Genomic DNA, 25,338 nt, shown 5'->3' with positions numbered 1-25,338 from the left:
TGGAGAGCTGGTATCGCGACAGCCAGACCGCACCCGATAATGTGATGGAGATTCAGTCCTATCACGCGATGCTGGCCTGCGTAGCGGGCGGCGCAGGCGTCGCGATGATCCCGGCATCGGTACTGAAGCAGATGGCGGATCGGTCGCGGGTGCAGGCGCATACCTTACCCGCAGCTTATCGCGACACCGCCACCTGGCTGATGTGGCGACGCGACGCCTTTACCCCGAATGTTGAAGCGCTGAAATACCTGATTATTGAACAGTTTGACGATCGTCCGCTCAATGATGAGCTGATCCACCCATTGCAGGCGGCGGAATAAGCGTTCCACGCTATGTTTAAATCACGACAAACTGGCGCTATTACGCGTCACAATCTGACTGGAAGAGGGATTGCATGAACATGATCAAAACCCGTGCCGCTGTTGCCTGGGCTGCTGGCGAACCACTGAAAATCGAAGAAGTGGATTTGATGCCACCGCAGAAAGGCGAAGTGCTGGTGCGTATTGTCGCAACCGGTGTCTGCCATACCGACGCCTATACTCTCTCCGGCACCGACCCGGAAGGCGTTTTCCCGGCGATTCTCGGCCATGAAGGCGGCGGCATCGTGGAAGCCGTGGGTGAAGGCGTGACCAGCGTGGAAGTGGGTGACCATGTCATTCCGCTATACACCCCGGAGTGTGGCAAATGTAAGTATTGTCTGTCGGGCAAAACTAACCTCTGCCAGGCCATTCGCGCCACCCAGGGTAAAGGCCTGATGCCGGATGGCACCACCCGCTTCTTCAAAGATGGCAAACCGATTTTCCATTACATGGGCACCTCGACCTTCTCTGAGTACACCGTCATCCCGGAGATCTCACTGGCGAAAATCAGTAAAGAAGCACCGCTGGAAGAGGTTTGTCTGCTGGGCTGTGGCGTCACTACCGGCATGGGCGCGGTAATGAACACCGCCAAAGTGAAAGAAGGCGACACCGTGGCGATCTTCGGTCTCGGCGGCATCGGTCTTTCTGCGGTTATTGGCGCGAAAATGGCGAAAGCAGGTCGCATCATCGCGATCGACCTCAACACCAGCAAATTCGATCTGGCTCGCAAACTGGGTGCCACCGATCTGATTAACCCGAAAGATTACGATAAGCCGATTCAGGATGTGATTGTCGAGCTGACCGACGGTGGCGTGGACTTCTCGTTTGAGTGTATCGGCAACGTCAACGTAATGCGTTCCGCACTGGAGTGCTGCCACAAAGGCTGGGGCGAGTCTGTGATTATCGGTGTTGCCGGTGCCGGTGAAGAGATCTCTACCCGTCCGTTCCAGCTGGTGACCGGTCGCGTCTGGCGCGGTTCCGCGTTTGGCGGTGTGAAAGGCCGTTCACAGCTGCCAGGCATTGTGCAGGATTACCTCGACGGTAAATTCGCTCTGAACGACTTCATCACCCACACCATGCCGCTGGAAGAGATCAACGACGCCTTTGATTTGATGCACGAAGGAAAATCGATTCGCTCGGTAGTGCACTTTAACAAGTAATCAGGAGGCGTTATGGCATCCACTCTGGAGCTACTGGAAGAACACCGTATTTTTGGCGGCTGGCAGCAGCGCTGGCGTCATCAGTCAGCAGTGCTGAACTGCCCGATGACCTTCAGCATCTATCTGCCGACCCCGCACGGTGATGCACCGCCGCCGGTGGTCTGGTTTCTGGCCGGGCTGACCTGCAACGATGAGAACTTCACTACCAAAGCGGGCGCACAGCGCGTTGCGGCGGAACTGGGTCTGGTGCTGATTATGCCGGACACCAGTCCACGCGGTGACGGCGTGGCGAACGATGAGGGATACGATCTGGGCCAGGGCGCGGGATTTTATCTCAATGCCACCCAGCAGCCCTGGGCCAGCCATTTCCGCATGTTCGATTATCTGAGCAGCGAGTTGCCGGCACTGATTGCGGATAACTTCAAGGTCAGTGAACGTCAGTCAATTATGGGTCACTCCATGGGCGGACATGGCGCGCTGATGCTGGCGCTGCGTCTGGGTAATCGCTTTGCCTCGGCTTCTGCCTTTGCGCCGATTGTGAACCCGATGCAGGTGCCATGGGGCCAGAAAGCGTTTCAGGCCTATCTGGGCGACGATCGTGCGGCGTGGCGGGAATATGACAGCTGCCAGCTGATGGCGGAAGTGTCGCATCGGCTGCCGATGCTGATCGATCAGGGAGACAGCGATCAGTTCCTGGCCGATCAGCTGCAACCGGAGCGGCTGGAAGAGATCGCTAAAGAGGTGGGCTTCCCGCTGACGCTGCGTATTCAGCCGGGTTATGACCATAGCTACTTCTTTATTGCCAGTTTTGTGGAAGACCACCTGCGCTTCCATGCGCAGCATCTGCTGGCATAAATAATCAGGGCCGCGATTGCGGCCCTGAACTTTTCTGCATGCTGAACTGCCGCAAACGCTGGCTCTAAGCCAGGCCTTGCCCGATTCTCAGACCAGTGCCGGACCGGTCAGACCGTCGATCATCACCTGCGGAATGCCGCGCGAGCAGTGTTCGATACGTCCATCCACGCCATACACTTTTGCCAGCGTAGCCGGCGTAATCACCTTATCCGGCTGCCCTTCCGCCACCAGTGCGCCCTGCTTCAGCATCAGCGCATGCTGCGCATGACGCAGCGCGATGTTGATGTCATGCACCACCACCACCGTCACGATGTTGCGCTGGGCTGTTTCGCGGCGTACCAGATCCATGACGTGGAACTGGTAGTTAAGATCCAGCGCGCTCAGCGGTTCATCCAGCAGCAGCAGCTTAGGACGACGGATCAGGGACTGCGCCAGCCCGACCAGCTGTTTCTGTCCACCAGAGAGCTGATCAAGGTAGCGCATCGCCAGATGGGCAATGCCAAGCTGCTCCAGCAGATGCATGATTTCCGCTTCGCTGCTGGCGCTGTGCAGTCCACCAGAGGCACGCTGCGCCACAATGATCGACTCCAGCACATGCAGATGCACGCCCGCAGGCAGTGACTGCGGCAGATAGACCACGTTCTTCGCACGACGGGCAAACGGCTGAGTCATGAGATCCTCACCGTTGAGCCACATCTCACCCTGACCTTTATTCAGCCCGGCCAGCGCACGCAGTAGCGTCGACTTACCACAGCCATTCGGTCCCAGCAGCACGGTGATCTCGCCGCACGGCAGCGGCGCGATATTGAGATTATCAATGACTTTGTTTTTTGGGTAACCGGCACTGAAGCCGCGTAACGTCAGCCCCTGTTCCATCATACCGTCCCCCGATGACGCAGAATAATACTCAGGAAGAACGGCACGCCAATCAGTGAGGTGACGATGCCGACCGGGATGATCACGCCGGGGATCAGATTTTTCGAGGCGACCGACGCCAGCGACAGCACCAGCGCGCCGACCAGCGCACTGGCTGGCAGGTAAAAGCGGTGATCTTCGCCAAACATCATACGTGCAATGTGGGGAGCGACCAGGCCGATGAAGCCGATGGGTCCGACAAACGCCACGGCCAGTGCCGAGAGAATACTGATGCGCAGCAGGGTGGTAAGCCGCAGACGCCGCACGTCAATGCCAAAGCTCACCGCACGGTCTTCACCCAGACGCAGCGCCGTCAGCTTCCAGCTGCTCAACATTGAAAACGGCACCAGGATGGCCAGCACCACGGTCAGCACGCCCAGCTTCTCCCAGGAGGCGCGGGCCAGGCTGCCCATGGTCCAGAACACCAGGCCCTGTAGCGTGTCTTCGCTGGCGATGAACTGCATCATTGAAACCAGCGCGTTAAAGGTGAAGACCAGCGCAATACCAAACAGCACCACGCCCGCTGAGGAGACCTGAGTCCAGCGGGTCACAGCATCCAGCATCAGCGCGGCAAACAGCGCAAAGACAAAGGCGTTGGCAGAGATTAACCACTGATCCGGAATGCCGGGAATACCGACACCGAGGATGATCGCCAGCGCGGCACCAAACGCCGCCGCCGATGAGACACCGAGTGTAAACGGGCTGGCCAGCGGGTTATTCAGGATGGTCTGCATCTCTGCACCTGCAAGGCCCAGCGACAACCCCACCACCAGCGCCATCAGCGCATAAGGCAGACGAATGTCCCAGACAATAACGCGGGTGCCGGCATCAACGCTGTCGGGGTTAAGCAGCGTATTCCACAGCGTTTCAAGTGAGAGTCCGGCCGGACCCAGCGTGAAGTCGAGGATCAGCGAGGCAACAATTGCCACCAGTAATACGCCAATCCAGATCAGGCGGCGGCGCAGCACCTGATGGTAGTTTTGCATGGTGTGGTGAAGCGTCTCTTCCCCCGCCAGCAGCGAAGTTTCGGTAGTCATGTTTGAACCCTGTGTGGCTATCACGTCAGAAAACGCAGCCACAATAGTGCAGGTGATAATAATTATCAATTCGAGAACATAAGCGAGACGTGAAAAAACATGAAAAAATGGTGTTACAGGCGGGAGAATAACTCAGGGAGCCTGCGCCTTTCGCAAAGACGCAAAACCCGCCATCCCTGGCGGGCACCGCGCGATGGTGTCTGCGCACAGAGTTAATCTTTGTGAACCGGGAACTCCATTTCGCTGTACTTAACGAAACGGCTGCCGCGCGTCAGCTTGTAGCCGAACCAGATAATCAGGAACAGCGGAAGACCGATGTAGGTTGCTGCTACGCTGTACCAGTCAATACTGTCGTTGAGGAATGCCTGATAGTTCTGACCCAGCGTAATGATCAGGCAAAGCACAAAGGCGAAAATCGGCCCCAGCGGGAAGAAGCCGGAACGGTAAGGCAAATCGTTCAGGTCATGTCCCTGGGCGACATAGCCGCGACGGAAGCGATAGTGACTGATGGCAATACCCAGCCAGGCGATAAAACCGGTCATGCCTGAGGTATTCAGCAGCCACAGATAAACTTCCTGATTACCAAACTTAGAGGTCAGGAAGCACAGCCCGGCCACGACGGTCGTCGCCCATAAGGCATTGCGCGGAACGCCGCCTTTAGAGAGCTTCGCGAAAATGCGCGGCGCTTTGCCTTCGCTCGCCAGGTTGTAAAGCATACGCGTTGAGGCGTACATACCGGAGTTACCCGCTGACAGCACCGCCGTCAGGATCACCGCATTCATCACCGCTGCCGCAGAGAGCAGACCGGCATTCTGGAACACCAGGGTGAACGGGCTGACGCTGATATCGTCAATGTCGTTATGCAGCAACTGCGGATCGGTGTAAGGCAGGATCAGACTGATAATCAGGATGGCGAACACATAGAACAGCAGGATACGCCAGAAAATCTGCCGCACCGCGCGCGGGATATTTTTCGCCGGATCTTCAGATTCGCCCGCCGCGATACCGATCAGTTCGGTGCCCTGGAAGGAGAATCCCACAATCATTGCCACGCCAATCATCGCGGCAAAGCCACCCGCAAACGGCGCATCGCCCACCTGCCAGTTCTGCCAGCCCGCATGCTCCGCACCGCGCATAATGCCGGTAATCATCAGTACGCCAACAATGATAAAGATAATCACGGTGGCCACTTTAATCAGCGAGAACCAGTATTCCGCCTCGCCAAAGCCTTTCACCGAGATGTAATTAAGCAGGAATATCAGACCCAGGAACAGCGCGCTCCAGATCCAGCCAGGCGTGTCGGGGAACCAGTAGGTCATCACCAGCTGGGACGCCACCAGGTCAACCGCGATGGTCACTGCCCAGTTGTACCAGTAGTTCCAGCCGAGCGCGAAGCCAAAGCCCTCTTCGACATATTTTGCGCCGTAGGTGGCGAAAGAACCCGATACGGGCATGAAGGCGGCCAGCTCACCGAGACTGGTCATCAGGAAGTAGACCATCAGGCCGATCAGAATGTAGGAGAGAAGTGCCCCGCCGGGGCCAGCCTGAGCGATGGTTGCGCCAGAGGCGACAAACAGGCCGGTACCGATGGAACCGCCGATGGCGATCATCGTCAGATGACGGGCTTTTAACGCACGTCGTAATGCAGGTTGTTGTGTTGTTTTTGAGTCATTATGCATGTGTTAACGCTACGCTGGGTAAAAATGAGGCGCGATTGTAGCAGCCAGACCGACTCTGTATAGCGATGCCATGCTGTTATAAGTTAAGTTCATGATCGCGCCGGAATTATTAGCAGTCACTCACGGCAATAGGACAAAAAGCGCGTCAGTGCTTTTGAAATATGCTTCTGCCGGTGATGAATGCGATAGAGAGTTCGGGTCAGACGCGGCAGCGGAATCGCCAGTTCTGTCAGCGTGCCCGCCTCCAGCAGATCGGCAATCACCCGGCGCGAAAGACAGCTGATGCCCATGCCGTGCCGCACCGCATGCTTGATCGCTTCGGAGTTGCCCAGTTCCATGCCCAGCTGAAAACTCGGCAGATGTGAAAGCAGCAGATAATCGACGATTTCACGGGTACCGGAGCCGCGTTCACGCAGGATCCAAGGCGCTTCCGCCAGGGTTTTCAGCGTCACTGGCTGTTGCAGAATTGCGGCATCAGGCGCAGCAAACACCACCAGCTCATCTTCCAGCCAGGGTTCGCTGACCAGTTCGGTCATGTGGCACGGCCCTTCAATCAGACCGACATCCACGCGGAAATCGGAAACTGCCTGAATCACATCCTGACTGTTGCCAACGCTCAGCTCCAGCGGCAGACCGGGAAAATCGCGACGATAGGCGGCCATCATCCCCGGCAGCAGGTAGTTACCAATGGTGCTGCTGGCGAAGATGCGGATCGCGCCGTTATCCTCTTTGAACAACTGCTCAATTTCACCTGCCTGCTCCAGCAGCCCGACCGCACGCGGATAGAGAAGCCGCCCATGCTCATTCAGCACCAGCCGTTTGCCGACCCGATCAAACAACTGTACGCCAAGCTGGCTCTCCAGATCGGCCAGCGCCGCGCTGACCGCCGACTGCGACAGCGCCAGCAGTTGTGAGGCCTGGGTAGTGGAACCGCTCTTAAGCACTTCGGTGAACACTTCGATTTGCCGCAGCGTTATGTGCATCGTCGCCTCTTAACGTAGTGAATGCCTGACAAGATAAATGATTAACGCCAGCCAGATCAGCCCAAACACCACCAGCCAGCCTGCCATTTTTTTGCCGCGGGAATGCTGAGCCTGCGCCCGCTCGCTGCTGCTAATGCGCACCTCTCGCGGCAGTAATCGTAACAGCACCATGACGCCCGTCGGAATGATCACCGCGTCATCCAGCAGACCGACAAAGGGGATGACATCCGGGATGAGGTCGACAGGACTGACACCGTAGGCGACCAGCCCCATCATCGCCAGCTTGTTCCACCAGGGCGTGCGCGGATCGCGAAAAGCGAACCACAGCACAAACACATCTCTTTTGATCAGCGTCGCCCAGCGGCGCAGACGCGAAACTATCATGATCACTGCCTTATCGTTTATTCTGGTCAATTATAAATATATTATCAATTTCACTTTTAAGCCAGTCGCCATCATGATCAGGACTCAACCACGAGGAGTGACCATCATGACCGAACTGAGCATCGCTAAAACGCATCATCCTGTTACGCTCTGGTTCCCCGGTCTGCTGCTGACTGCCTTGATTGCCGCGGCTGCCAGCTGGCTGGCGCAGCAACCGGCGATTGCAGCAGCAGGGCTGGGTTCACTGACCCTGGCGATTATGCTGGGCATTCTGGTCGGCAACAGCGTCTATACACCACTGGCATCGCGCTGCGACAGCGGCGTAGTGCTGGCTAAACAGAAGCTGCTACGACTGGGGATCATCCTGTTTGGCTTTCGCATCACCTTACAACAGATCGCCGACGTCGGTTTTAGCGGCATCCTGATTGATGCGCTGACGCTGAGCAGCACCTTCCTGGTGACCTGCCTGCTGGGCATCCGGCTGCTGAAGCTGGATCGCGATACCGTCTGGCTGATTGGTGCAGGCAGCAGTATCTGCGGGGCTGCGGCCGTACTGGCGACCGAGCCGGTGGTGAAAGCCGCGCCGTCGAAAGTCGCGGTGGCTATCGCGACCGTGGTGTTGTTCGGTACGCTGGCGATCTTTATCTATCCGCTGCTGTGGCCGCTGGCGCATCACCTGTTTCCGGGCCTGAGTGCCGCGCAGTTTGGAGTTTTCACCGGTTCTACCATCCATGAAGTCGCACAGGTAGTGGCCGCCGGACACAGCATCAGCCCGGAAGCCGAGAACAGCGCCGTGATTGCCAAAATGCTGCGGGTGATGATGCTGGCCCCGTTCCTGCTCTGTCTGAGTGCGGTGTTACGCGGTAATCGCAAAACGAGCAAAACGCGTCAGCCGGTGACGTTTCCCTGGTTTGCCCTGATGTTTATTGCGGTTGCGCTGTTTAACTCGCTGCAGCTGCTGCCTGCCACGGTGGTTGCCACGCTGAACGAGCTGGCGGGTCTGCTACTGGCGATGGCGATGGCGGCACTGGGATTAACCACCCGTTTCGGGGCATTGCGTGAGGCGGGCGTTAAACCGCTGCTGCTGGGCGCGCTGGTATTTGGCTGGTTAATCGCGGGCGGCGGCACTATCAATCTGCTGGTGCAACATTTCATGGGCTAGCGGCATCGGGTATCATGCCGTTTCATCCGTGCATAGCCCCAGGAGAAAGGCATGAAATATATTGGTGCACACGTGAGTGCGGCAGGTGGCGTGGATCAGGCCGTGATCCGCGCCCATGAAATAGAAGCCACCGCCTTCGCCCTCTTTACGAAAAATCAGCGTCAGTGGAAGGCGGCACCGCTCTCCACTGAGGTGATTGATGCTTTTCGCGCCGCCTGCGAGACGTACAAATACAGTCCGCAGCAAATCCTGCCGCACGACAGTTTTTTGATTAACCTCGGTCATCCGGTTGAAGAGGCGCTGGAGAAATCCCGCGCTGCCTTTATTGATGAACTGAAACGTTGTGACCAGCTCGGCCTGACGCTACTGAACTTCCATCCCGGCAGCCATCTGCATCAGATTGAAGAAGAGGCCTGTCTCAGGCGGATTGCAGAGTCGATCAATATCGCCCTCGACCAGAGTCAGAACGTCACCGCCGTGATTGAGAATACTGCCGGTCAGGGCAGTAACCTGGGTTTCCGCTTCGAGCATCTCGCCACCATTATTGAGCATGTCGAAGATAAGTCGCGCGTCGGCGTCTGCATCGATACCTGTCATGCGTTTGCTGGCGGTTATGATCTGCGCACCGCAGCGGATTGCGAAGCGACCTTTGCCGAGTTTGAGCGCATTGTAGGTTTTAACTATCTGCGCGGCATGCACCTTAACGATGCCAAAAGCGCCTTCGACAGCCATGTTGACCGCCATCACAGCCTGGGTGAAGGGAATATCGGCAAAACGGCGTTTAGCTGGCTGATGAAAGATCCGCGGTTTGATGGCATCCCGTTGATTCTGGAAACCATTAATCCTGATATCTGGAAAGATGAGATTGCCTGGCTGAAAGCCGAACAGCAGGGATAGCAAAAGGGAGCCAACTGGCTCCCTTTTATTTTTACTTCAGCAGATTATGCATTTCTGCAAATCAGGCTTTCGCCAGCTGCTCTTCCGGACGTTTCAGTACGGCATAGCTCAGACCTGCAATCGCAGTGCCGATGATAATCGCCATCAGATAGCCGATAACCGGAGTAATCGCGCCAGGGATCAGCAGTACAAACAGTCCACCGTGCGGTGCCATCAGTTTCGCGCCAATCGCCATGGAGATCGCGCCAGTCGTTGCACCGCCTACGATACAGCAAGGCAGAACGCGCATCGGGTCACGGGCCGCGAAGGGAATCGCACCTTCTGAGATAAAGCAGAGACCCAGAACCAGTGCCGCTTTACCGCCTTCCTGCTGACCTTTGTTGAATTTACGACGGGCAACCAGTGTAGCCAGACCCATCGCCAGCGGTGGCACCATACCGGCTGCCATGATGGCGGCCATCGGTGCATACGTCTGCGAACTCAGTAAGCCAACGCCAAATGCGTAAGCGACTTTGTTCACCGGCCCCCCCATATCGGTACACATCATACCGCCCAGAATCGCGCCCAGCAGGACCGCATTCGCCGTGCCCATGTTGGCCAGCCAGTGCGTCAGGCCACTCATGATGCCCGCAACCGGTTTGCCCACCACGTAGATCATCAGCAGGCCGGTGATCAGGCTCGCGAACAGCGGGATAATCAGTATCGGTTTCAGCGCTTCCATACTCTGCGGCAGTTTAACTTTGCCGCTGATCAGCTTCGCCGCATAACCGGCAATGAAGCCCGCGATGATACCCCCCAGGAAGCCTGCGTTGATGCTGGTGGCGATCATACCGCCAATCAGACCTGGCGTCAGACCCGGACGGTCAGCGATGGAGAAGGCGATAAAGCCCGCCAGCACCGGCACCATCAGGGCAAAGGCGCTGCCACCACCGATTTGCATCAGTGCAGCGGCCAGTGTGCCCTGCTCTTTAAAGGCTGTGATACCAAAAGCGAACGACAGAGCGATGCTCAGACCACCCGCAACCACCATCGGCAGCATGTAAGAAACACCGGTCAGCAGGTGACGATAAGCTCCTGCTCCGCCTTTCTTCTCTTCTTCACTCTCATTACTCTGTCCGCCAGCCGCCGCTTTGTATGGCTTCGCTTCTGCGACTGCTTTATCCAGTTCCTGCGCGGTTTTCTTCAGCGCCAGACCGGTTGAGGTGCGGTACATCGGCTTACCGGCAAATTTCGCCAGATCGACTTCGATATCTGCTGCGACGATCACCAGATCGGCGGCAGCGACTTCTTCCGGGGTGATCGCGTTACCGGCACCCACTGAACCGCGGGTTTCAACTTTCACCCACCAGCCGCGACGGGTCGCTTCAGCCTGAATAGCTTCGGCAGCCATAAAGGTATGCGCCACGCCGGTCGGACAGGCGGTGATGGCAACCACACGTTTCTGCGCGCCAGCCTGAGCCGGTGCCGCAGCAGGTGCGCCTGCAAGTGTTGCCACTGCAGCAGGAGCCTGCCAGGTTTTGGCTTCAGCTTTGGCGCGGTTCAGGAAGGTTTCTGGCTCGCGGACTGCCAGCTGGATATCACCCAGCCAGACCGCTTTGCCGTTCAGCGCCGCATCGTCCGGCACGTTTTTGCCCAGCACAATCGCCAGTTCAGCGTCGGCAGGATTATCAGTCAGAGTCAGGCCCGCAGCAGCTGCGGCAGCAGCCAGACGTTGTTGCGCCATGTATGCGGAAGCCAGTCCCAGTGTAGGGTCTTTAATCAGCAGCGTTTTCATTATCGCTCTCCTGCTGTCAGTTAACGGGTTGTAAGTCGACGCGCGCCATCATTGCGGCCAACTGAGTACGATCGGAAACGCCAACGTTGCTCTGGCTGACGGCCATCGCCGCCACGGCAGTCGCAAGACGCAGCGTGTGTTCGCTGGATTCGCGCATCAGCAGGCCATAAATCAGGCCGCCAACCATAGAATCACCTGCACCCACAGTGCTGACGACTTCACACACCGGCGGTTTAGCAATCCATTCGCCTGAAGCGTTGACCCACAGCGCGCCTTCAGCGCCCAGCGAAATCACCACATGGGCGATCCCCTGCTCGCGCAGTTCGTGCGCAGCGCCAATCACATCCTGCAGAGTAGGCAGTTTGCGACCGGCCCAGATTTCCAGCTCACGGCGGTTAGGTTTAACCAGCCACGGTGCGGCTTTCAGTCCTGCCACCAACGCCTCGCGGCTGCTGTCAAAGATGATGCATGGGCAGTGGGTACGCAGTTCGGTCATCCAGCGGGTAAAGGCATCGTGATCGACGCCTTCTGGCAGGCTGCCGCTGACGCAGACCATATCGAACTGGCCCAGCCACGTCAGAGAATCGGTCGTAAAACGATCCCAGTCCTGCGCGGTTACCTGAAAACCGGAGAAGTTCAGATCGGTGACATCGCCGGTCTGTTCAGTGAGTTTAACGTTGATACGGGTACGGCCAGGCACTACCTGGAAACGGTTGGCAATGCCCAGCTCGCTGAACAGCTGCTGGAAACCGTCCTGATTCTCTTTACCCAGGAAGCCACCCACAGTGACATCGATACCCAGATCCTTCAGCACCTTAGCAACGTTAATGCCCTTGCCCGCCGCGTGCAGCCCGGTGGTTTTCACCAGGTTGACTTCGCCGCGTTCAATTTCAGGAGTATATCCCACCAGGTCATACGCCGGATTCAGCGTGATGGTGGCGACGCGTCTGCTCATGATGCCCCCTCACCCAGACCGCTGGTGATCGCTTCTTCAATGGCGTTCAGCGCCTGCTGTGCATCGTCGCCGCTGGCGGTAAAGCGCAGGCGATGGCCTTTCTTCACGCCCAGCGCAACGACTTTCATCAGGCTGCGGCCATTGGCAGGTTTGCCGCTGCCGTCGAGATTGGTCACGGTGATGTCGCTGTTGAATTGCTTGATCACGCTGACCAGCGCGGTGCCCGGACGGGCATGCAGGCCATGTTCGTTGCGAATAGTGTATTCAGCGGTCAGCACGTCAGCCTGCTCATCAACTTCACTGGTCAGCAGTGCGTAGACGCCTGCCGCATCGGCTTTCAGCAGACGATCCGCTTTGCCCTGCTGCAGTAATGCGCTGAGGTAACCCAGCACTTCAAGCGGACGTTCATCGGTCGCTGAAACGCTGATTAACAGCGCCGCTGATTCGCCCTGATGGTCGAATGCATGTTCAGCGCGGCTGATGGCTACGCCGCTGCGCAGGTTGCCGAGGCTGCTGTCGCTGAGCCAGATGCCCTGCCCCAGATTCAGCGGAGCCGTTGAGACCACGTCTGCGACGTAGCTGGAATCCACCACGCCTGCAGACTGCAGCCGACCGGCGTTCATCGCCTGCAGGGTGATCAGATCGCTGGCTGCGACGTTGAGCGTAATTAATGAGGTATCGAAGCTGAACTCGGCGGCTTGTTTCTCGCCCATCAGCAACGCACGAAGGTCTTCAGCAGAGGCGGTTTTAAGCTGTTCGGCAATGGTGTCATCGCTCAGAACATGCGTCAGCTGACGCAGCAACGCCAGATGTTCATCCGACTTAGCGGCAATCCCGATAGCGACGTAGGCGGTCTGATCGTCACCCCAGGCAATGCCCTGCGGAAACTGAAACACCTGAACACCGGTTTTCAGCACCATATCGCGGGTATCGGTGGTGCCATGAGGGATTGCGATGCCGTTGCCGAGGAAGGTTGAGGTCTGCTGTTCGCGTGCCAGCATGCCGTTGACATAGCCTTCCGTCACGTTGCCCGCAGCGGTTAACGCGGCAGCAACCTGACGAATGGCCTCTTCTTTGTTCTGGGCGCTGGCTCCGGTATGGATGGCCTGCAATTCGAGCTGGAACATAATTCTCCTCGCTTGCTGAGATTGAATCGTTTCAGCCAGTGGGGATTTTTTTACGCCATGCTGTTGAAAACAGGTGGCGCAGTCACCGCTGAAACGTTTCAGGGATTGTGGTACAGCCACTTTGCGGAGGCAAGAAAATGCGCAAACGGCGTAACAGATTTTTGACGTTACGCACATTTCGGGGTGTTTAAAGGGAATAAAAAGTGAACAGGCTGACGCGGTTGCTGTAAACCAGAGATGAGTGGACCAGAAACTTCAGCAGCGTCAGCGCCTCAGGGCGCGGTATCCGCTTCAAGCTGCAATAGATATGTCATCGCCTCATGGCGCGAATCGCCACACATGCTATGTGCTGGTTGCAGGCCTGCACAGACGGCAGGACGTAGCGGTGAGCCAAACAATTTGCATCGCAATGTGTCATCAAGCTGGACGCAGGGCGTGTTGGCGGGTTTACCGTCAGGCATGCCAGGAATGGGTGAAGAAATAGAGGGCGCCGTGCAACAGGCACCACATTGGCTTCGGCATTGCATGCTGTGCTCCGGCAGAGAAAGTCGCGGCGACAATAGCAGTCCACCGCACTGATTACCATGAAAGCCGCGGCCTGACACAAAATTTCGTATCCGCCATATTGCCAGTTTTCACCGGCGCGAGTAACGTTGCGCGCACTTCACTCTCAAGATAGCGAGAACAGCAATGCCAAAAGCCAATGAAATCAAAAAAGGGATGGCCGTCACACACAACGGTAAACTGCTGCTGGTTAAAGACATTGATGTCCAGAGCCCCAGCGCACGCGGTGCCGCCACCCTGTATAAAATGCGCTTTACCGATGTGCGCACCGGTTTAAAAGTCGAAGAACGTTTTAAAGGCGACGAGATTATTGATGCGATTTCGCTCAGTCGTCGCAGCGTCACCTTCTCTTATATAGATGGTGACGAATATATCTTCATGGATGATGAGGATTACACCCCCTACTCCTTTAAACAGGAGCAGATTGAAGAAGAGCTGCTGTTTATCCCTGAAGGCGGCATCCCAGGCATTCACGTGCTGACGATGGAAGGTCAGGTGCTGGCGCTGGAACTGCCACAAACCGTGGATATGGAGATCGTAGATACCTCACCAGGCATTAAAGGTGCTTCCGCCAGCGCGCGCACCAAACCAGCCGGAATGAGCACAGGCCTCTCTATCCAGGTTCCGGAATACCTCAGCAACGGCGACCGCATCCGCATCCATATTGCAGAACGCCGTTACATGGGCCGGGCAGACTAACCCCTGACCTGCTGCTCATCGTGATAGTGTTATAATATTACATTACACGCTATCGCCAGGCAGGAGTCGATACCATGACACGTGTTAATCTGATTACCGGTTTTCTGGGCAGCGGCAAAACCACGCTGCTCTGCCATCTGCTGGCAGCCCGGCCCGCCGGGGAAAAGTGGGCAGTGCTGGTTAATGAATTTGGCGAGATCGGGATCGACGGCGCCCTGCTGGCCGATCGCGGTGCCACACTCAAAGAGATCCCCGGCGGCTGCCTCTGCTGCGTGAATGGCCTGCCAATGCAGGTCGGGCTGAATATGCTGCTGAAGAGCAAACCCGATCGGCTGCTGATCGAGCCCACCGGCCTGGGCCATCCTCGTCAGGTGTTAGATATGTTAAGTGCGCCGGTTTATCAGGCGTGGCTGCAACTGAAGGCCACCCTGACGCTGCTGGATGCTCGCCAGCTCGCTGACCCCCGTATCGTTGCCAATGAAAACTTCCGCGATCAGCTGGCTGCCGCCGATATTATTATCGCTAATAAGCGCGACTGCTGGGATGAAGAAGATCGTCAGCGCCTGGCTGGCTGGCAGCAGCAGATGCAGCCTCCCCGTCCGTTAATAGAAACAGAATTTGGTCAGATCCCGCTTTCAGTGCTGGATACGCATTTTCAGCCCCGTGAACTTCCCGTGCCACATCACCATCATCCAGCCAATCCCACCAGCGGTCTGGCAGCGTTAAGACTGGATGGCGAGGCGCGCTGGCGTCGGGCGCTGAACCATGGCCAGGACTATAGCGCCTGCGGCTGGTTGTTTGATGCTGATACGCTTTTTGATAGTAACGCGTTGCTGGAATGGGTCCGGCAGGCACAGGTAGATCGCATCAAAGGCGTAATGCGCACAGCAGAAGGCACAATGCGTATTAACTGCCAGGCAAAAGATCTGCAAAGTGAGACGCTCACCTCGCCGCCACCCGATAGCCGCATTGAACTCATCCATTCCCAGCAGACTGACTGGAATCGGCTACAATCGGCGTTGTTGAAGTGCCGTTTACGCTAAGACAGGTATTCTCGGCGGTTATTTTTTTAAATGAGTTTTTGATTATGCGCGCAACCCGCCTCATTACTATCCTGCTGCTTAATGCATTGGGCGTAGTGCTATTTCTTTCGTGGTATCTGCCGCCTGAACATGGTTTCTGGTTTGGCATCGATAAAACTGTTTTCTTTGGCTTCAATAATCAGATGGTGGCCCATCCGCTGTTCGCGCTGATCGTCGCTATCACCAATTTCCGTGGTTTTGATGCGGTGTCACTGCTGGCGATGGGCCTGCTTTATTTGTCGATATGGCGGCGCGAAACGCCACAGGCGCAGCGCCGGATGCTGGGTATCGGCATCACCATGTTGCTTACCGCTGTCGTGCTCAATCAGCTGGGTCATTTGCTGCCGGTGAAACACTCCAGTCCGACCCTGTTCTTCGAGAACGTGCATCGCGTCAGTGAACTGACCGGTATCCCCGCGAAAGATGCCTCGAAAGATAGCTTCCCTGGCGACCACGGTATGATGCTGATTATTTTCGCCTGCTTTATGTGGCGTTATTTTGGCTTCAGCCGTTTTTTAATTGCCGCCGCTATTGTGATTGTATTTTCACTGCCGCGCGTCATGGCGGGTGCGCACTGGTTTACCGATATTGCCGTCGGTTCGCTGTCGGTAATATTAGTTGGGCTGAGCTGGTGGCTATTAACGCCAGCCAGTGATGTGCTGGTTAACTGGTTTTATCGCAAATTACCGGGTAAATATAAGCCCGTGATGTAAATGTTAAGCGCGGTCGGTTAAATCGCCCTGGTCTTAACCCCCCGCGCTTATAAAAAACAGCTCACCACTATTAGCCTGCTAATTAAAAACACGAAAAGAAAAGGTTATGACTCTGCTGGCAGGCTAAATAGTCACCAACTTCCTCTGTCAATAAAGAAAAATCTAAAAACAGGGTCTATGCCCTGAATTAGCGCCCCTTTCACCGCCTGTTCTCTTCATCATTTGACCACAATTGTAGCTAAAGTAGTCAGTGTGTTACGGTTTGATTCTCATCAAAAAAACCTATATGAAATTGATTAAAAGCACTCGCCACGGCGTCTGTAATCAGTTAACCTCAGTCGCAGTGAGGCTACAGCGGCAGAAAATTCGGATTTTTTACCGTTAAAGTGTGTCCATTAACACATTTTAGTAATTAAGGATTTGTCTTAGTCTGTTGCGCTTATTAATCTTCCTGTTTTGTCATCTGGCTGGCGACAATTTTGTCGTAAGGAAATCGAAGGAAAACCCGAATAATGGTCAAGTCTCAACCAATACTGAGATATATCTTGCGGATCGTGCCCGCCCTGGCGCTGGCAACACTCCTCTCAGCTTGTAGCAGTACCCATAGCAGTCAAAACGCGAATAACGAGAATCATGAAGTTAACAACCACAATGGTTTTTTACTTCAGGCGTCTCAGGATGAGTTTGAAGAAATGGTGCGTAATGTCGACGTTAAGTCGCGCATCATGGAACAATACGCCGTCTGGAAAGGTGTGCGCTATCGCCTCGGTGGCGATACCAAACGCGGGATCGATTGTTCCGCCTTTGTACAACGCACCTTCCGCGATCAGTTTGGCTTAGAATTACCCCGTTCTACCTCTGAGCAGCAGGACACCGGCAAAGAGATTACCCGCGGTAAACTGCGTCCTGGCGATCTGGTGATGTTCCGTGCCGGTTCAACGGGCCGTCACGTAGGTATCTATCTGGGTAACGATAACTTCGTTCATGCGTCCACCAGTAGTGGCGTCATGATCTCCAGTCTCAATGATGACTACTGGAAAAAACGTTATCGTGAAGGACGCCGTGTATTAAGTCGTAACCCGACCTGATTATCACCTTCGATCTTCTCTCAGCCAGAGAACATGAAACGCTGCTTATGCAGCGTTTTTTTTCGTTCCTTATCTTTACTGGCAGCAGATAGATAAGATAAATGCATTGTCATTCAGATTAACAACGAGACTTTTCAGATACTCTCGTTATATTCTCGGTCGCTTAAACCGAAGCAGTCGTGCGCAATAACATAATAATAATTTGATCAGGGGAAGTTCCTCATGCCACTGTCGGGGGCGCTACGGCGCCATGCAACCTATCCTCGCCGCATCGCATGGAGTAGCGCGATGACTGGCGGCTTATTCTTTCTTTTATTTACCGCACTGTCGCTTCACCAGACCTGGCAGAAGCGCGAACGACAACATCAGCAATTGCTGGAGAACAGCCGCACAGCCTTACAGCAAACGCTCTCCAGCCTGCTCAACAGCACCCTCAGCCCCCTGCTTCCCTTTACCCACACTGCATGTCATACCATTAATCGTGAACTCACCTCACGCGCCGCCTTTGCCGGTAACCTTCGCGCCATCCTGCTGGTTAAGGACGGGAACGCCTTTTGCTCCTCGGCCACCGGCAGTTTTAGTCTGCCGATTAATGTCATTGCGCCTCATAGCGATATTTCGCACGATTTCGATTTGCAACTGATGCCAGGCACGCCATTACAGCCGAATAAACCGGCGCTGGCATTGTGGATTAAAAATCCCGGCAATCTGCAGTCAGGCGTGTTCGCGACGCTGAATATCACCCTGGCGCCGTATCAACTGCTGGCGTCAAGGCATCCGGAAATTACCGGTATGGCACTGATGGCCCAGCGCAGCGCCTTAACCAGCTGGCAGTCTGGCATCATTGAAAACACAAATCTGCCGCAGCCACTGGTCCGGCAGGCGCTGACAGGTTATCCACTGCAATTTGTGTTGTACGGCTCCACGCTGGCATTCAGCGACTACCAGAATATCCTGCTGTGTGGCCTTCTGCTGTCGCTGCTGGTTGCTGGCGGCTGCTGGTTGTTGCTGTCGGTTTATCAGCGTCCGGGTAAAGAGCTGATTCGGGGCATGAAGCGCGGCGAGTTTCACGTTGAATATCAGCCGCTGGTTACCTCTCATGATGGTCATCCTTATGGCATGGAAGCCTTATTACGCTGGACACACCCAACCAAAGGCCCGATCCCGCCCGATGTGTTTATTCCGTACGCCGAGTCGCAAAACCTGATTATTCCGCTGACGCGGCATCTGTTTCAGCTGGTTTCCCGTGATGCGCACCTGCTGTGCCATACCATTCCCCAACATGCTTGCCTGAGCCTCAATATTTCGCCTCTGCATCTCACTGACAACGGCTTTCGTCAGGATGTGCTGCACTGGCTTGATACCATGCCTGCGGACCACTTTAATTATGTGTTTGAGATTACCGAGCGCGCTATGGTGCGCGGCGAAAACGTTGGAGAACTGTTCGACTGGCTGCATCAGCAGCAGATCCATATCGCCATTGATGATTTTGGCACCGGTCACAGCGCGCTGATCTATCTGGAACGCTATGACTTTGATTACCTGAAAATCGATCGCGGTTTTGTTCAGAGCATCGGTATCGGTACCCAGACCTCGCCGGTACTGGACACCGTGCTGCAACTGGCAAAGAAGCTGAACCTTAAAAGTGTGGCCGAAGGCGTAGAGACTGGCGAGCAGGCGGCCTGGCTGATTAATCGCGGTGTAACTCATCTGCAGGGTTACATTTTTAGCCGTCCGCTGCGGCCGGAAACGCTGATAGACTATTTCCGGCGTCATAAAGCCTGACATGGCCTGCCCGGTAGAAGCCGGACATTTAACAGGAGAGAGCATGTTGTTTCGTTCCGGACTTCTGCTGCTGTGCAGCCTGCTCAGCGCCCCGCTGCTGGCTGCTACGGTCCTGCAAAGCTTCGCCTTCACTCAGGCCGGTGAAGCAAAATATCCGCCGGGCTTCAGTCATTACGACTACGCCAATCCAGACGCGCCCAAGGGCGGCAGCATTACTCAGGCGGTGGTCGGCACTTACGACAACTTCAACCGCTACGCCTCACGCGGCAATCCAGGCATTAACACCGCCACGCTTTATGACGGGCTTTACACCAGCTCAGATGATGAACCGGGTAGTTATTATCCGCTGATTGCCGAATCAGCACGCTACGCCAGCGATTTTTCGTGGATTGAAATCCATCTGAATCCCCGCGCTCGTTTCCAGGATGGCACACCGATCACCGCCCGTGACGTGGCGTTTACCTTTCAGAAGTTCATGACTGAGGGCGTGCCCCAGTTCCGCGTTGCCTATCGCGGCGTTACCGTAAAAGCGCTGAACAATCTCACGGTTCGCATCGAGGCACAGAAGCCGGATAAAGATCTGCTGCTTGGGTTACTGACGATGCCGGTGATCGCCGGAAAGTTCTGGCACGATAAGAAATTTAACGAACCGTTAAGTGCACCGCCGTTGTCGAGCGGACCCTACCGCATTACCCGCTGGAAGCTGGGCCAGTTTATTGAGTTCAGCCGGGTAAAAGATTACTGGGCCGCCGATCTGCCGGTGAATCGCGGACGTTTTAATTTTGATCGCATGCGCTATGACTATTATCTGGATGACAATGTAGCGTTCGAAGCCTTTAAAGCGGGCGCGTACGACTGGCGTGAAGAGACCTCGGCAAAGAAATGGGCCACCCAGTATCGCGGCCGCAATTTCGACGATGGCAGCATCGTCAAAGAGACTACGCCCAATGAGGCCGCTATCGATACCCGCTGGCTGGCATTCAACAATGAAAAACCCCTGTTCCAGGATCGACGCGTGCGCCAGGCCTTCTCTCTGATGTTCGATTTCGAGTGGATGAACAAAGCGCTCTATTACGGTGCCTGGCACCGCGCCAGCAGCTATTTTCAGAACACGGATTATGCTGCCAGCGGCGTGCCGGATGCACAGCAACGGGCGCTGCTTGAACCCTGGCGCGCGCAACTGCAGCCTGAGCTGTTCAGACAGCCTTATCAGCCACCTAAAACCGATGGCAGCGGTTACGACCGCGCCAGTCTGTTAACCGCTTTTGAACTTCTGAAACAGGCGGGCTGGCAGATTAAAAATCACCGCCTGGTCAATGATAAAACCGGTCAGCCGTTCACCGTCGAGCTGTTATTGCGCAGCGGTTCTAACATCGACTGGGCACTCCCGCTGCAGCACAACCTTTCGCGGCTCGGCATTACGCTGAACCTGCGGCAGATCGACAGCTCGCAGTATCTGCGCCGACTGCGTGAAGGCGACTATGACATGATTGCCAACGTCTATGGGGCGATGCCCATCCCGACTTCCAGTCTGCAGTTCTTGTGGCAGTCCGACTATATCGCTTCGTCGTGGAACACCGCGCGGGTCAAAGATCCGCTGGTCGATCACTTCGTGAAACAGATTGTGGCGCATCAGGGTGATCCCGCTGCCCTGCGGCCGCTGGCACAGGCGCTGGATCGGGTGCTGCTGTGGAATGCGTATATGATCCCGATGTGGTACAACGCAGAGCAACGGCTGGCGTACTGGGATAAGTTTTCTCACCCTGCCCGCAAGCCAGCCTACAGCGTCGGACTGGAAAACTGGTGGTACGACACAAACAAAGCCGGACGCCTGCCGGCCAGCAAACGCTAAGGAGATCACCGTTGGCCGCTTACTTTCTGCGCAGATTGCTGCTGATCATCCCGACTTTATGGGCGATCATCACGCTTAATTTTTTTATCGTGCAAATCGCGCCCGGCGGACCGGTCGATCAGGCGCTGGCTAACATTCAGTTTGGTCAGACAACCGGTCTGCCCGGCAGCGGCGCGGACACCGCCGGTTCACGCGCCAGCGTCAGTCATCTCAATCCTGCCGATAATCAGTACCGTGGCGCACGCGGGCTGGATCCTGAAGTGATTGCTGAGATCAAAAAACGTTACGGCTTCGATAAATCTCTCTGGCAGCGCTACGGCGAGATGCTGTGGAATTACCTTCGTCTGGATTTTGGCGACAGCCTGTTTCGCAGCGCCTCGGTGATCGGGCTAATCAAAGAGAGCCTGCCGGTCTCGATCAGCCTGGGACTATGGAGCACGCTGATTATCTATCTGGTGTCGATTCCACTGGGGATCCGCAAAGCGGTGCGCAATGGCAGCGCCTTTGATGTCTGGAGCAGCGCCTTTATTATCATCGGCTACTCCATTCCGGCTTTTCTGTTCGGCATCATGCTGATCGTGCTGTTTGCCGGTGGCAGCTACCTGGACTGGTTCCCGCTGCGCGGGCTCACCTCTGCGCAGCACGATACGTTGCCCTGGTATGGCAAAGTGCTGGACTACTTCTGGCATATCGCCCTGCCGGTACTGGCGACGGTGATCGGCGGCTTCGCCACGCTGACTATGCTGACGAAAAATGCCTTTCTGGATGAGATCCGCAAGCTCTATGTGGTGACCGCGCGCGCCAAAGGGGTGCCGGAGCGCCGTATTCTCTATCAACATGTGTTTCGCAATGCGATGCTACTGGTGATTGCCAGCTTCCCCGCCACGTTTATCAGCATGTTCTTTACCAGTTCGGTGCTGATCGAGGTGATGTTCTCACTCAACGGGCTTGGACTGCTCGGCTATGACGCGACGCTGCAACGTGACTATCCGGTGATGTTCGGCACGCTCTATATTTTCACGCTGATCGGTTTACTGATGAATATCCTCAGCGATCTGACCTATACGCTGGTCGATCCCCGCATCGATTTCGGGAGACGCTCATGACGATCTCTCCACTGAATCAACAGCGCTGGCAGCGCTTTCGTCATAACCGGCGCGGCTACTGGTCGCTGTGGATCTTTCTGATCATTTTTCTGCTGTCACTTTGTGCCGAGCTGATTGCCAATGACAAGCCGCTGCTGGTGCACTACCAGCAGCGCTGGACGGTGCCGCTGCTGTTTGACTATAGCGAAACCGACTATGGCGGCGTACTGGCGACAGCGGCAGATTATCAGGATCCCTGGCTGCGGCAGCGCATTGAGCAGAACGGCTGGGCTCTCTGGGCACCGATTCGCTTCAGCGACAGCACCATCAACTTTGCTACTCAGGTGCCCTTTCCCTCTCAGCCCTCTGCGCATAACTGGCTCGGCACGGATGCCAACGGCGGCGACGTACTGGCTCGGTTGCTCTATGGCACACGCATCTCCCTGCTGTTCGGCGTGCTGCTGACGCTCCTCTCCAGCGTCATCGGGATTGTGGTCGGCGCGGTCCAGGGTTACTTCGGCGGCAGAATTGACCTGATTGGGCAGCGGATGATTGAAGTCTGGTCCGGTATGCCGTCGTTGTTTCTGCTGATCCTCCTCTCCAGTGTGATCCAGCCAGGCTTCTGGTGGCTGCTGCTGGTTACCGTGGCTTTCGGCTGGATGAGCCTGGTAAGCGTGGTCCGGGCCGAGTTTCTGCGCACCCGAAACTTTGATTACATCCGTGCGGCGCAGGCGCTGGGCGTCAGCGACGGACGGATTATGCTGCGCCACATGCTGCCTAACGCGATGGTGGCTACCCTGACTTTTCTGCCGTTTATTTTGTGCGGATCGATCACCACACTGACCTCACTCGATTTTCTCGGCTTCGGTCTGCCGCTGGGTTCGCCCTCGCTGGGCGAATTACTGCTGCAGGGCAAAAATAACCTGCAGGCTCCCTGGTTAGGTCTGGCGGGATTTTTCACTCTGGCGATCCTGCTTTCGCTGCTGATTTTTATCGGCGAAGCGGTGCGCGACGCCTTTGATCCGGGCAAAGGAGCCTGAATGACGACGCCATTGCTTGCCATCAATCATCTCTCAGTCGCCTTTCGTCAGGGCGAACAGCTTCGCCAGGTCGTGAATGACGTGTCACTGTGCATCGACGCAGGTGAAACGCGGGCGCTGGTGGGCGAATCGGGTTCCGGAAAGAGCGTCACGGCGCTGTCGGTGATGCGACTGCTGCATGAGGCTTCGGTGGTTTATCCCAGCGGCGAGATTCTGTTTAACGGTGAAGATCTGCTGCGCGCCCGCGAGCAGCGTCTGCGGGGAATTCGCGGCAACCAGATCGCGATGATTTTTCAGGAGCCGATGGTCTCGCTGAATCCGCTGCACACCGTGGAGAAGCAGCTGTATGAAGTGCTGTCGCTGCATCGCGGAATGCGTCGTCCGGCCGCACGCGGTGAGATTCTCAGCGTGCTCGATCGGGTCGGTATCCGTCAGCCCGCCGCCCGGATCAATGATTTCCCCCACCAGCTTTCAGGCGGGGAACGCCAGCGGGTGATGATCGCCATGGCGCTGCTGACCGAGCCGCAGCTGCTGATTGCCGATGAGCCGACAACGGCGCTGGATGTGACAGTACAGGCACAGATCCTGACGCTGCTGCGCGAACTGCAGCGGGAGCTGAACATGGGCATGCTGTTTATCACGCATAACCTGAATATCGTGCGTCAACTGGCGGATAACGTCAGCGTGATGCGCAATGGTCATATCATCGAGCAGAACCGCTGCCAGACCTTGATGAACCAGCCGCAACATCCTTACAGCCAGCAGTTGCTGGCCGCTGAGCCGGAGGGAAAAGCGCTGCTGCTGCCCACGGACGCCCCGGTCATTCTCAGAGTCGATCAGCTTCAGGTCAGTTTTCCGCTGCGGCGCGGGCTGTTCCGGCGGCAGACCCGTGAAAAACAGGTGCTCTCCGGGCTGAGTTTCAGCCTGAGGCGCGGCGAAAGTCTGGGGCTGGTAGGTGAGTCCGGATCGGGTAAAAGTACCACCGGACTGGCGCTGCTGCGGCTGATTGCCTCGCGCGGCGAGGTCTGGTTTGACGGCCAGCCGCTGCATCAGCTGTCGCGCGGCCAACTGCTGCCGCTGCGTCAGCGTATTCAGGTGGTGTTCCAGGACCCAAACTCTTCACTCAATCCGCGCATGACAGTACAGCAGATTATCGCTGAAGGTCTGGCGGTGCATCAGCCTGAACTGAACAGTGCGCAGCAGGAGCAGCGGGTCATCGCGGTGATGGCGGAAGTGGGGCTTGAAGCGGAAAGTCGCCATCGTTATCCGGCCGAATTTTCTGGCGGTCAGCGACAGCGTATCGCTATTGCGCGGGCACTGATTCTGGAACCGGAATTGCTGGTGCTCGATGAGCCGACTTCATCGCTGGATCGCACGGTGCAAAAGCAGATTCTGACGCTGTTACGCCGTTTACAGCAGCAGCGGCAGCTCAGTTATCTGTTCATCAGTCACGATCTGGATGTGGTTCGCGCGCTGTGTCACCAGCTTATCGTGCTGCGTCAGGGAGAAGTGGTGGAACAGGGAGAGTGTGAAAGGTTGTTTGCTTCACCCGTGGCAGAATATACCCGCGAGTTACTGCAGTCGGCGCAACTCAACCTGCGATAAAGGTTTCGGCAATCGCCACGCCCTGATTTTTCAGGCAGCAGTTGGTGGCGCTCTCGTCACGACGCCGAATGAACAGGCAGGGCTGCCCTTCGCACTCGGCCACTTTGCAGTCAACCTGAATATCGGCCAGCACCTCTTTTAACTGCTGAAGAATCTCCCACGCCGGAATACCGTCATGGCTGATCAGTCGCAGCGCAACGAAATCCTGCTCATCCAGCGTCGTGTCATCGGATTCGATGGCGCTGTGGTGATCGCTGGCCCAGCGAAAATGCTGTGGCAGACGATGCACAATTGAAAGTTGCAGCATAGTTTACTTTCCCCGGATGAGTTTATGTCGCAACACAGCAGCCCGGCTGAAAACGGATTGCTCACCGCTGAAACCGGACAGGCATTAATGGCCCGTCCGTGCGGCGGTCAGAAGCGCATTTTTTGCGACTTACATCGCACTTCAGCCTATATGTACCGCGTTCACACGCCGTTAACAATCATTTTAGACGCATTGTGATTACTTTTTTAACTAAATATTTTCACAATAACG

Annotated in this window: 24 protein-coding genes; 14 read left to right on the top strand and 10 right to left on the bottom strand. The window is 56.1% G+C overall.

Annotation, left to right across the window (positions count from 1 at the left end):
* The 3 genes from AC2LB6_RS11455 to fghA form a co-directional block, all read left to right on the top strand.
* A partial coding sequence (locus AC2LB6_RS11455; protein WP_490093588.1) for a LysR substrate-binding domain-containing protein occupies positions 1 to 320 on the top strand: 320 nt, incomplete at its 5' end.
* A gap of 74 nt (positions 321 to 394) precedes the next feature.
* Complete coding sequence (locus tag AC2LB6_RS11450; RefSeq protein WP_003854127.1) at positions 395 to 1,519, top strand: S-(hydroxymethyl)glutathione dehydrogenase/class III alcohol dehydrogenase; 1,125 nt, start codon at positions 395 to 397, stop codon at positions 1,517 to 1,519.
* Between the two features lie 12 nt (positions 1,520 to 1,531).
* Positions 1,532 to 2,374, top strand: a complete 843-nt coding sequence (gene fghA, locus AC2LB6_RS11445; protein WP_490093587.1) for an S-formylglutathione hydrolase — start codon at positions 1,532 to 1,534, stop codon at positions 2,372 to 2,374.
* An 87-nt stretch (positions 2,375 to 2,461) separates the two neighbouring features.
* Here the strand turns inward: fghA and AC2LB6_RS11440 are convergent, their stop codons facing one another.
* The 5 genes from AC2LB6_RS11440 to AC2LB6_RS11420 form a co-directional block, all read right to left on the bottom strand.
* A complete protein-coding gene (locus AC2LB6_RS11440) occupies positions 2,462 to 3,250 on the bottom strand; it encodes an ABC transporter ATP-binding protein (RefSeq protein WP_490093591.1) in 789 nt (262 codons plus the stop codon).
* Positions 3,250 to 4,326, bottom strand: coding sequence for a FecCD family ABC transporter permease (locus tag AC2LB6_RS11435; protein ID WP_490093586.1), 1,077 nt, complete (start codon positions 4,324 to 4,326; stop codon positions 3,250 to 3,252). The genes AC2LB6_RS11440 and AC2LB6_RS11435 overlap by 1 nt, the downstream gene beginning before the upstream one ends.
* Before the next feature lie 212 nt (positions 4,327 to 4,538).
* The gene (locus tag AC2LB6_RS11430; RefSeq protein ID WP_490093585.1) at positions 4,539 to 6,005 is read right to left on the bottom strand and encodes an amino acid permease; all 1,467 of its coding nucleotides are present in this window, start codon (positions 6,003 to 6,005) and stop codon (positions 4,539 to 4,541) included.
* A 116-nt stretch (positions 6,006 to 6,121) separates the two neighbouring features.
* Positions 6,122 to 6,988: a DNA-binding transcriptional regulator YeiE gene (gene yieE / locus AC2LB6_RS11425; RefSeq protein WP_490093584.1), complete on the bottom strand. Its 867-nt coding sequence runs from the start codon at positions 6,986 to 6,988 to the stop codon at positions 6,122 to 6,124.
* Positions 6,989 to 6,997: 9 nt separating this feature from the next.
* Positions 6,998 to 7,372, bottom strand: a complete 375-nt coding sequence (locus AC2LB6_RS11420; RefSeq protein ID WP_490093583.1) for a YkvA family protein — start codon at positions 7,370 to 7,372, stop codon at positions 6,998 to 7,000.
* A gap of 106 nt (positions 7,373 to 7,478) precedes the next feature.
* On the opposite strand from AC2LB6_RS11420, the gene AC2LB6_RS11415 reads away from it, so the two are divergent.
* Together AC2LB6_RS11415 and nfo are read left to right on the top strand one after the other, a co-directional pair.
* On the top strand, positions 7,479 to 8,534 hold the full coding sequence (locus AC2LB6_RS11415; RefSeq protein ID WP_490093582.1) for a YeiH family putative sulfate export transporter: 1,056 nt from the start codon (positions 7,479 to 7,481) through the stop codon (positions 8,532 to 8,534).
* Between the two features lie 51 nt (positions 8,535 to 8,585).
* Complete coding sequence (nfo, locus tag AC2LB6_RS11410) at positions 8,586 to 9,431, top strand: deoxyribonuclease IV (RefSeq protein WP_490093581.1); 846 nt, start codon at positions 8,586 to 8,588, stop codon at positions 9,429 to 9,431.
* A 61-nt stretch (positions 9,432 to 9,492) separates the two neighbouring features.
* On the opposite strand, the gene fruA is transcribed toward nfo, so the two are convergent.
* From fruA to AC2LB6_RS11390, 4 genes are all read right to left on the bottom strand, one after another.
* Positions 9,493 to 11,205, bottom strand: coding sequence for a PTS fructose transporter subunit IIBC (gene fruA, locus AC2LB6_RS11405; protein ID WP_490093580.1), 1,713 nt, complete (start codon positions 11,203 to 11,205; stop codon positions 9,493 to 9,495).
* A gap of 16 nt (positions 11,206 to 11,221) precedes the next feature.
* Positions 11,222 to 12,160 carry a 1-phosphofructokinase gene (gene fruK / locus AC2LB6_RS11400; protein ID WP_090959394.1) on the bottom strand — a complete coding sequence of 313 codons (939 nt, stop codon included), beginning with the start codon at positions 12,158 to 12,160 and terminating at the stop codon, positions 11,222 to 11,224.
* The gene (gene fruB / locus AC2LB6_RS11395; protein WP_490093579.1) at positions 12,157 to 13,287 is read right to left on the bottom strand and encodes a fused PTS fructose transporter subunit IIA/HPr protein; all 1,131 of its coding nucleotides are present in this window, start codon (positions 13,285 to 13,287) and stop codon (positions 12,157 to 12,159) included. Before fruB ends, fruK begins: the two co-directional genes overlap by 4 nt.
* Before the next feature lie 272 nt (positions 13,288 to 13,559).
* The gene (locus AC2LB6_RS11390; protein ID WP_490093578.1) at positions 13,560 to 13,814 is read right to left on the bottom strand and encodes a YkgJ family cysteine cluster protein; all 255 of its coding nucleotides are present in this window, start codon (positions 13,812 to 13,814) and stop codon (positions 13,560 to 13,562) included.
* A gap of 163 nt (positions 13,815 to 13,977) precedes the next feature.
* Between AC2LB6_RS11390 and yeiP the strand changes: the two genes are divergently transcribed.
* The 9 genes from yeiP (at position 13,978) to yejF (ending at position 24,800) form a co-directional block, all read left to right on the top strand.
* Entirely contained in the window at positions 13,978 to 14,550 is a 573-nt protein-coding gene (gene yeiP, locus AC2LB6_RS11385) for an elongation factor P-like protein YeiP (protein WP_003854146.1), read from the top strand.
* A 74-nt stretch (positions 14,551 to 14,624) separates the two neighbouring features.
* Complete coding sequence (locus AC2LB6_RS11380) at positions 14,625 to 15,593, top strand: CobW family GTP-binding protein (protein WP_490093577.1); 969 nt, start codon at positions 14,625 to 14,627, stop codon at positions 15,591 to 15,593.
* A gap of 44 nt (positions 15,594 to 15,637) precedes the next feature.
* On the top strand, positions 15,638 to 16,345 hold the full coding sequence (locus AC2LB6_RS11375) for a phosphatase PAP2 family protein (RefSeq protein ID WP_490093576.1): 708 nt from the start codon (positions 15,638 to 15,640) through the stop codon (positions 16,343 to 16,345).
* Positions 16,346 to 16,857: 512 nt separating this feature from the next.
* Positions 16,858 to 17,433, top strand: a complete 576-nt coding sequence (mepS, locus tag AC2LB6_RS11370) for a bifunctional murein DD-endopeptidase/murein LD-carboxypeptidase (protein ID WP_090959377.1) — start codon at positions 16,858 to 16,860, stop codon at positions 17,431 to 17,433.
* Positions 17,434 to 17,655: 222 nt separating this feature from the next.
* Positions 17,656 to 19,218, top strand: coding sequence for a cyclic di-GMP phosphodiesterase (locus tag AC2LB6_RS11365; protein WP_490093575.1), 1,563 nt, complete (start codon positions 17,656 to 17,658; stop codon positions 19,216 to 19,218).
* Positions 19,219 to 19,261: 43 nt separating this feature from the next.
* Complete coding sequence (locus tag AC2LB6_RS11360; protein ID WP_490093574.1) at positions 19,262 to 21,070, top strand: extracellular solute-binding protein; 1,809 nt, start codon at positions 19,262 to 19,264, stop codon at positions 21,068 to 21,070.
* An 11-nt stretch (positions 21,071 to 21,081) separates the two neighbouring features.
* The gene (locus tag AC2LB6_RS11355; RefSeq protein WP_490093573.1) at positions 21,082 to 22,176 is read left to right on the top strand and encodes a microcin C ABC transporter permease YejB; all 1,095 of its coding nucleotides are present in this window, start codon (positions 21,082 to 21,084) and stop codon (positions 22,174 to 22,176) included.
* A complete protein-coding gene (locus AC2LB6_RS11350; RefSeq protein WP_490093572.1) occupies positions 22,173 to 23,195 on the top strand; it encodes an ABC transporter permease in 1,023 nt (340 codons plus the stop codon). The genes AC2LB6_RS11355 and AC2LB6_RS11350 overlap by 4 nt, the downstream gene beginning before the upstream one ends.
* Positions 23,196 to 24,800: a microcin C ABC transporter ATP-binding protein YejF gene (gene yejF, locus AC2LB6_RS11345; RefSeq protein ID WP_490093571.1), complete on the top strand. Its 1,605-nt coding sequence runs from the start codon at positions 23,196 to 23,198 to the stop codon at positions 24,798 to 24,800.
* Here yejF and AC2LB6_RS11340 read toward each other — a convergent pair.
* Positions 24,787 to 25,107, bottom strand: coding sequence for a YejG family protein (locus AC2LB6_RS11340; RefSeq protein ID WP_090959362.1), 321 nt, complete (start codon positions 25,105 to 25,107; stop codon positions 24,787 to 24,789). The two genes, yejF and AC2LB6_RS11340, sit on opposite strands and share 14 nt — an antisense overlap.
* Positions 25,108 to 25,338 lie beyond the last annotated feature (231 nt).

This window comes from Pantoea sp. RCC30.1 (genome assembly GCF_058148845.1).
The sequence above is the reverse complement of the archived record's forward strand: the minus strand, read 5'-3'. Positions and strand labels throughout refer to the sequence as shown.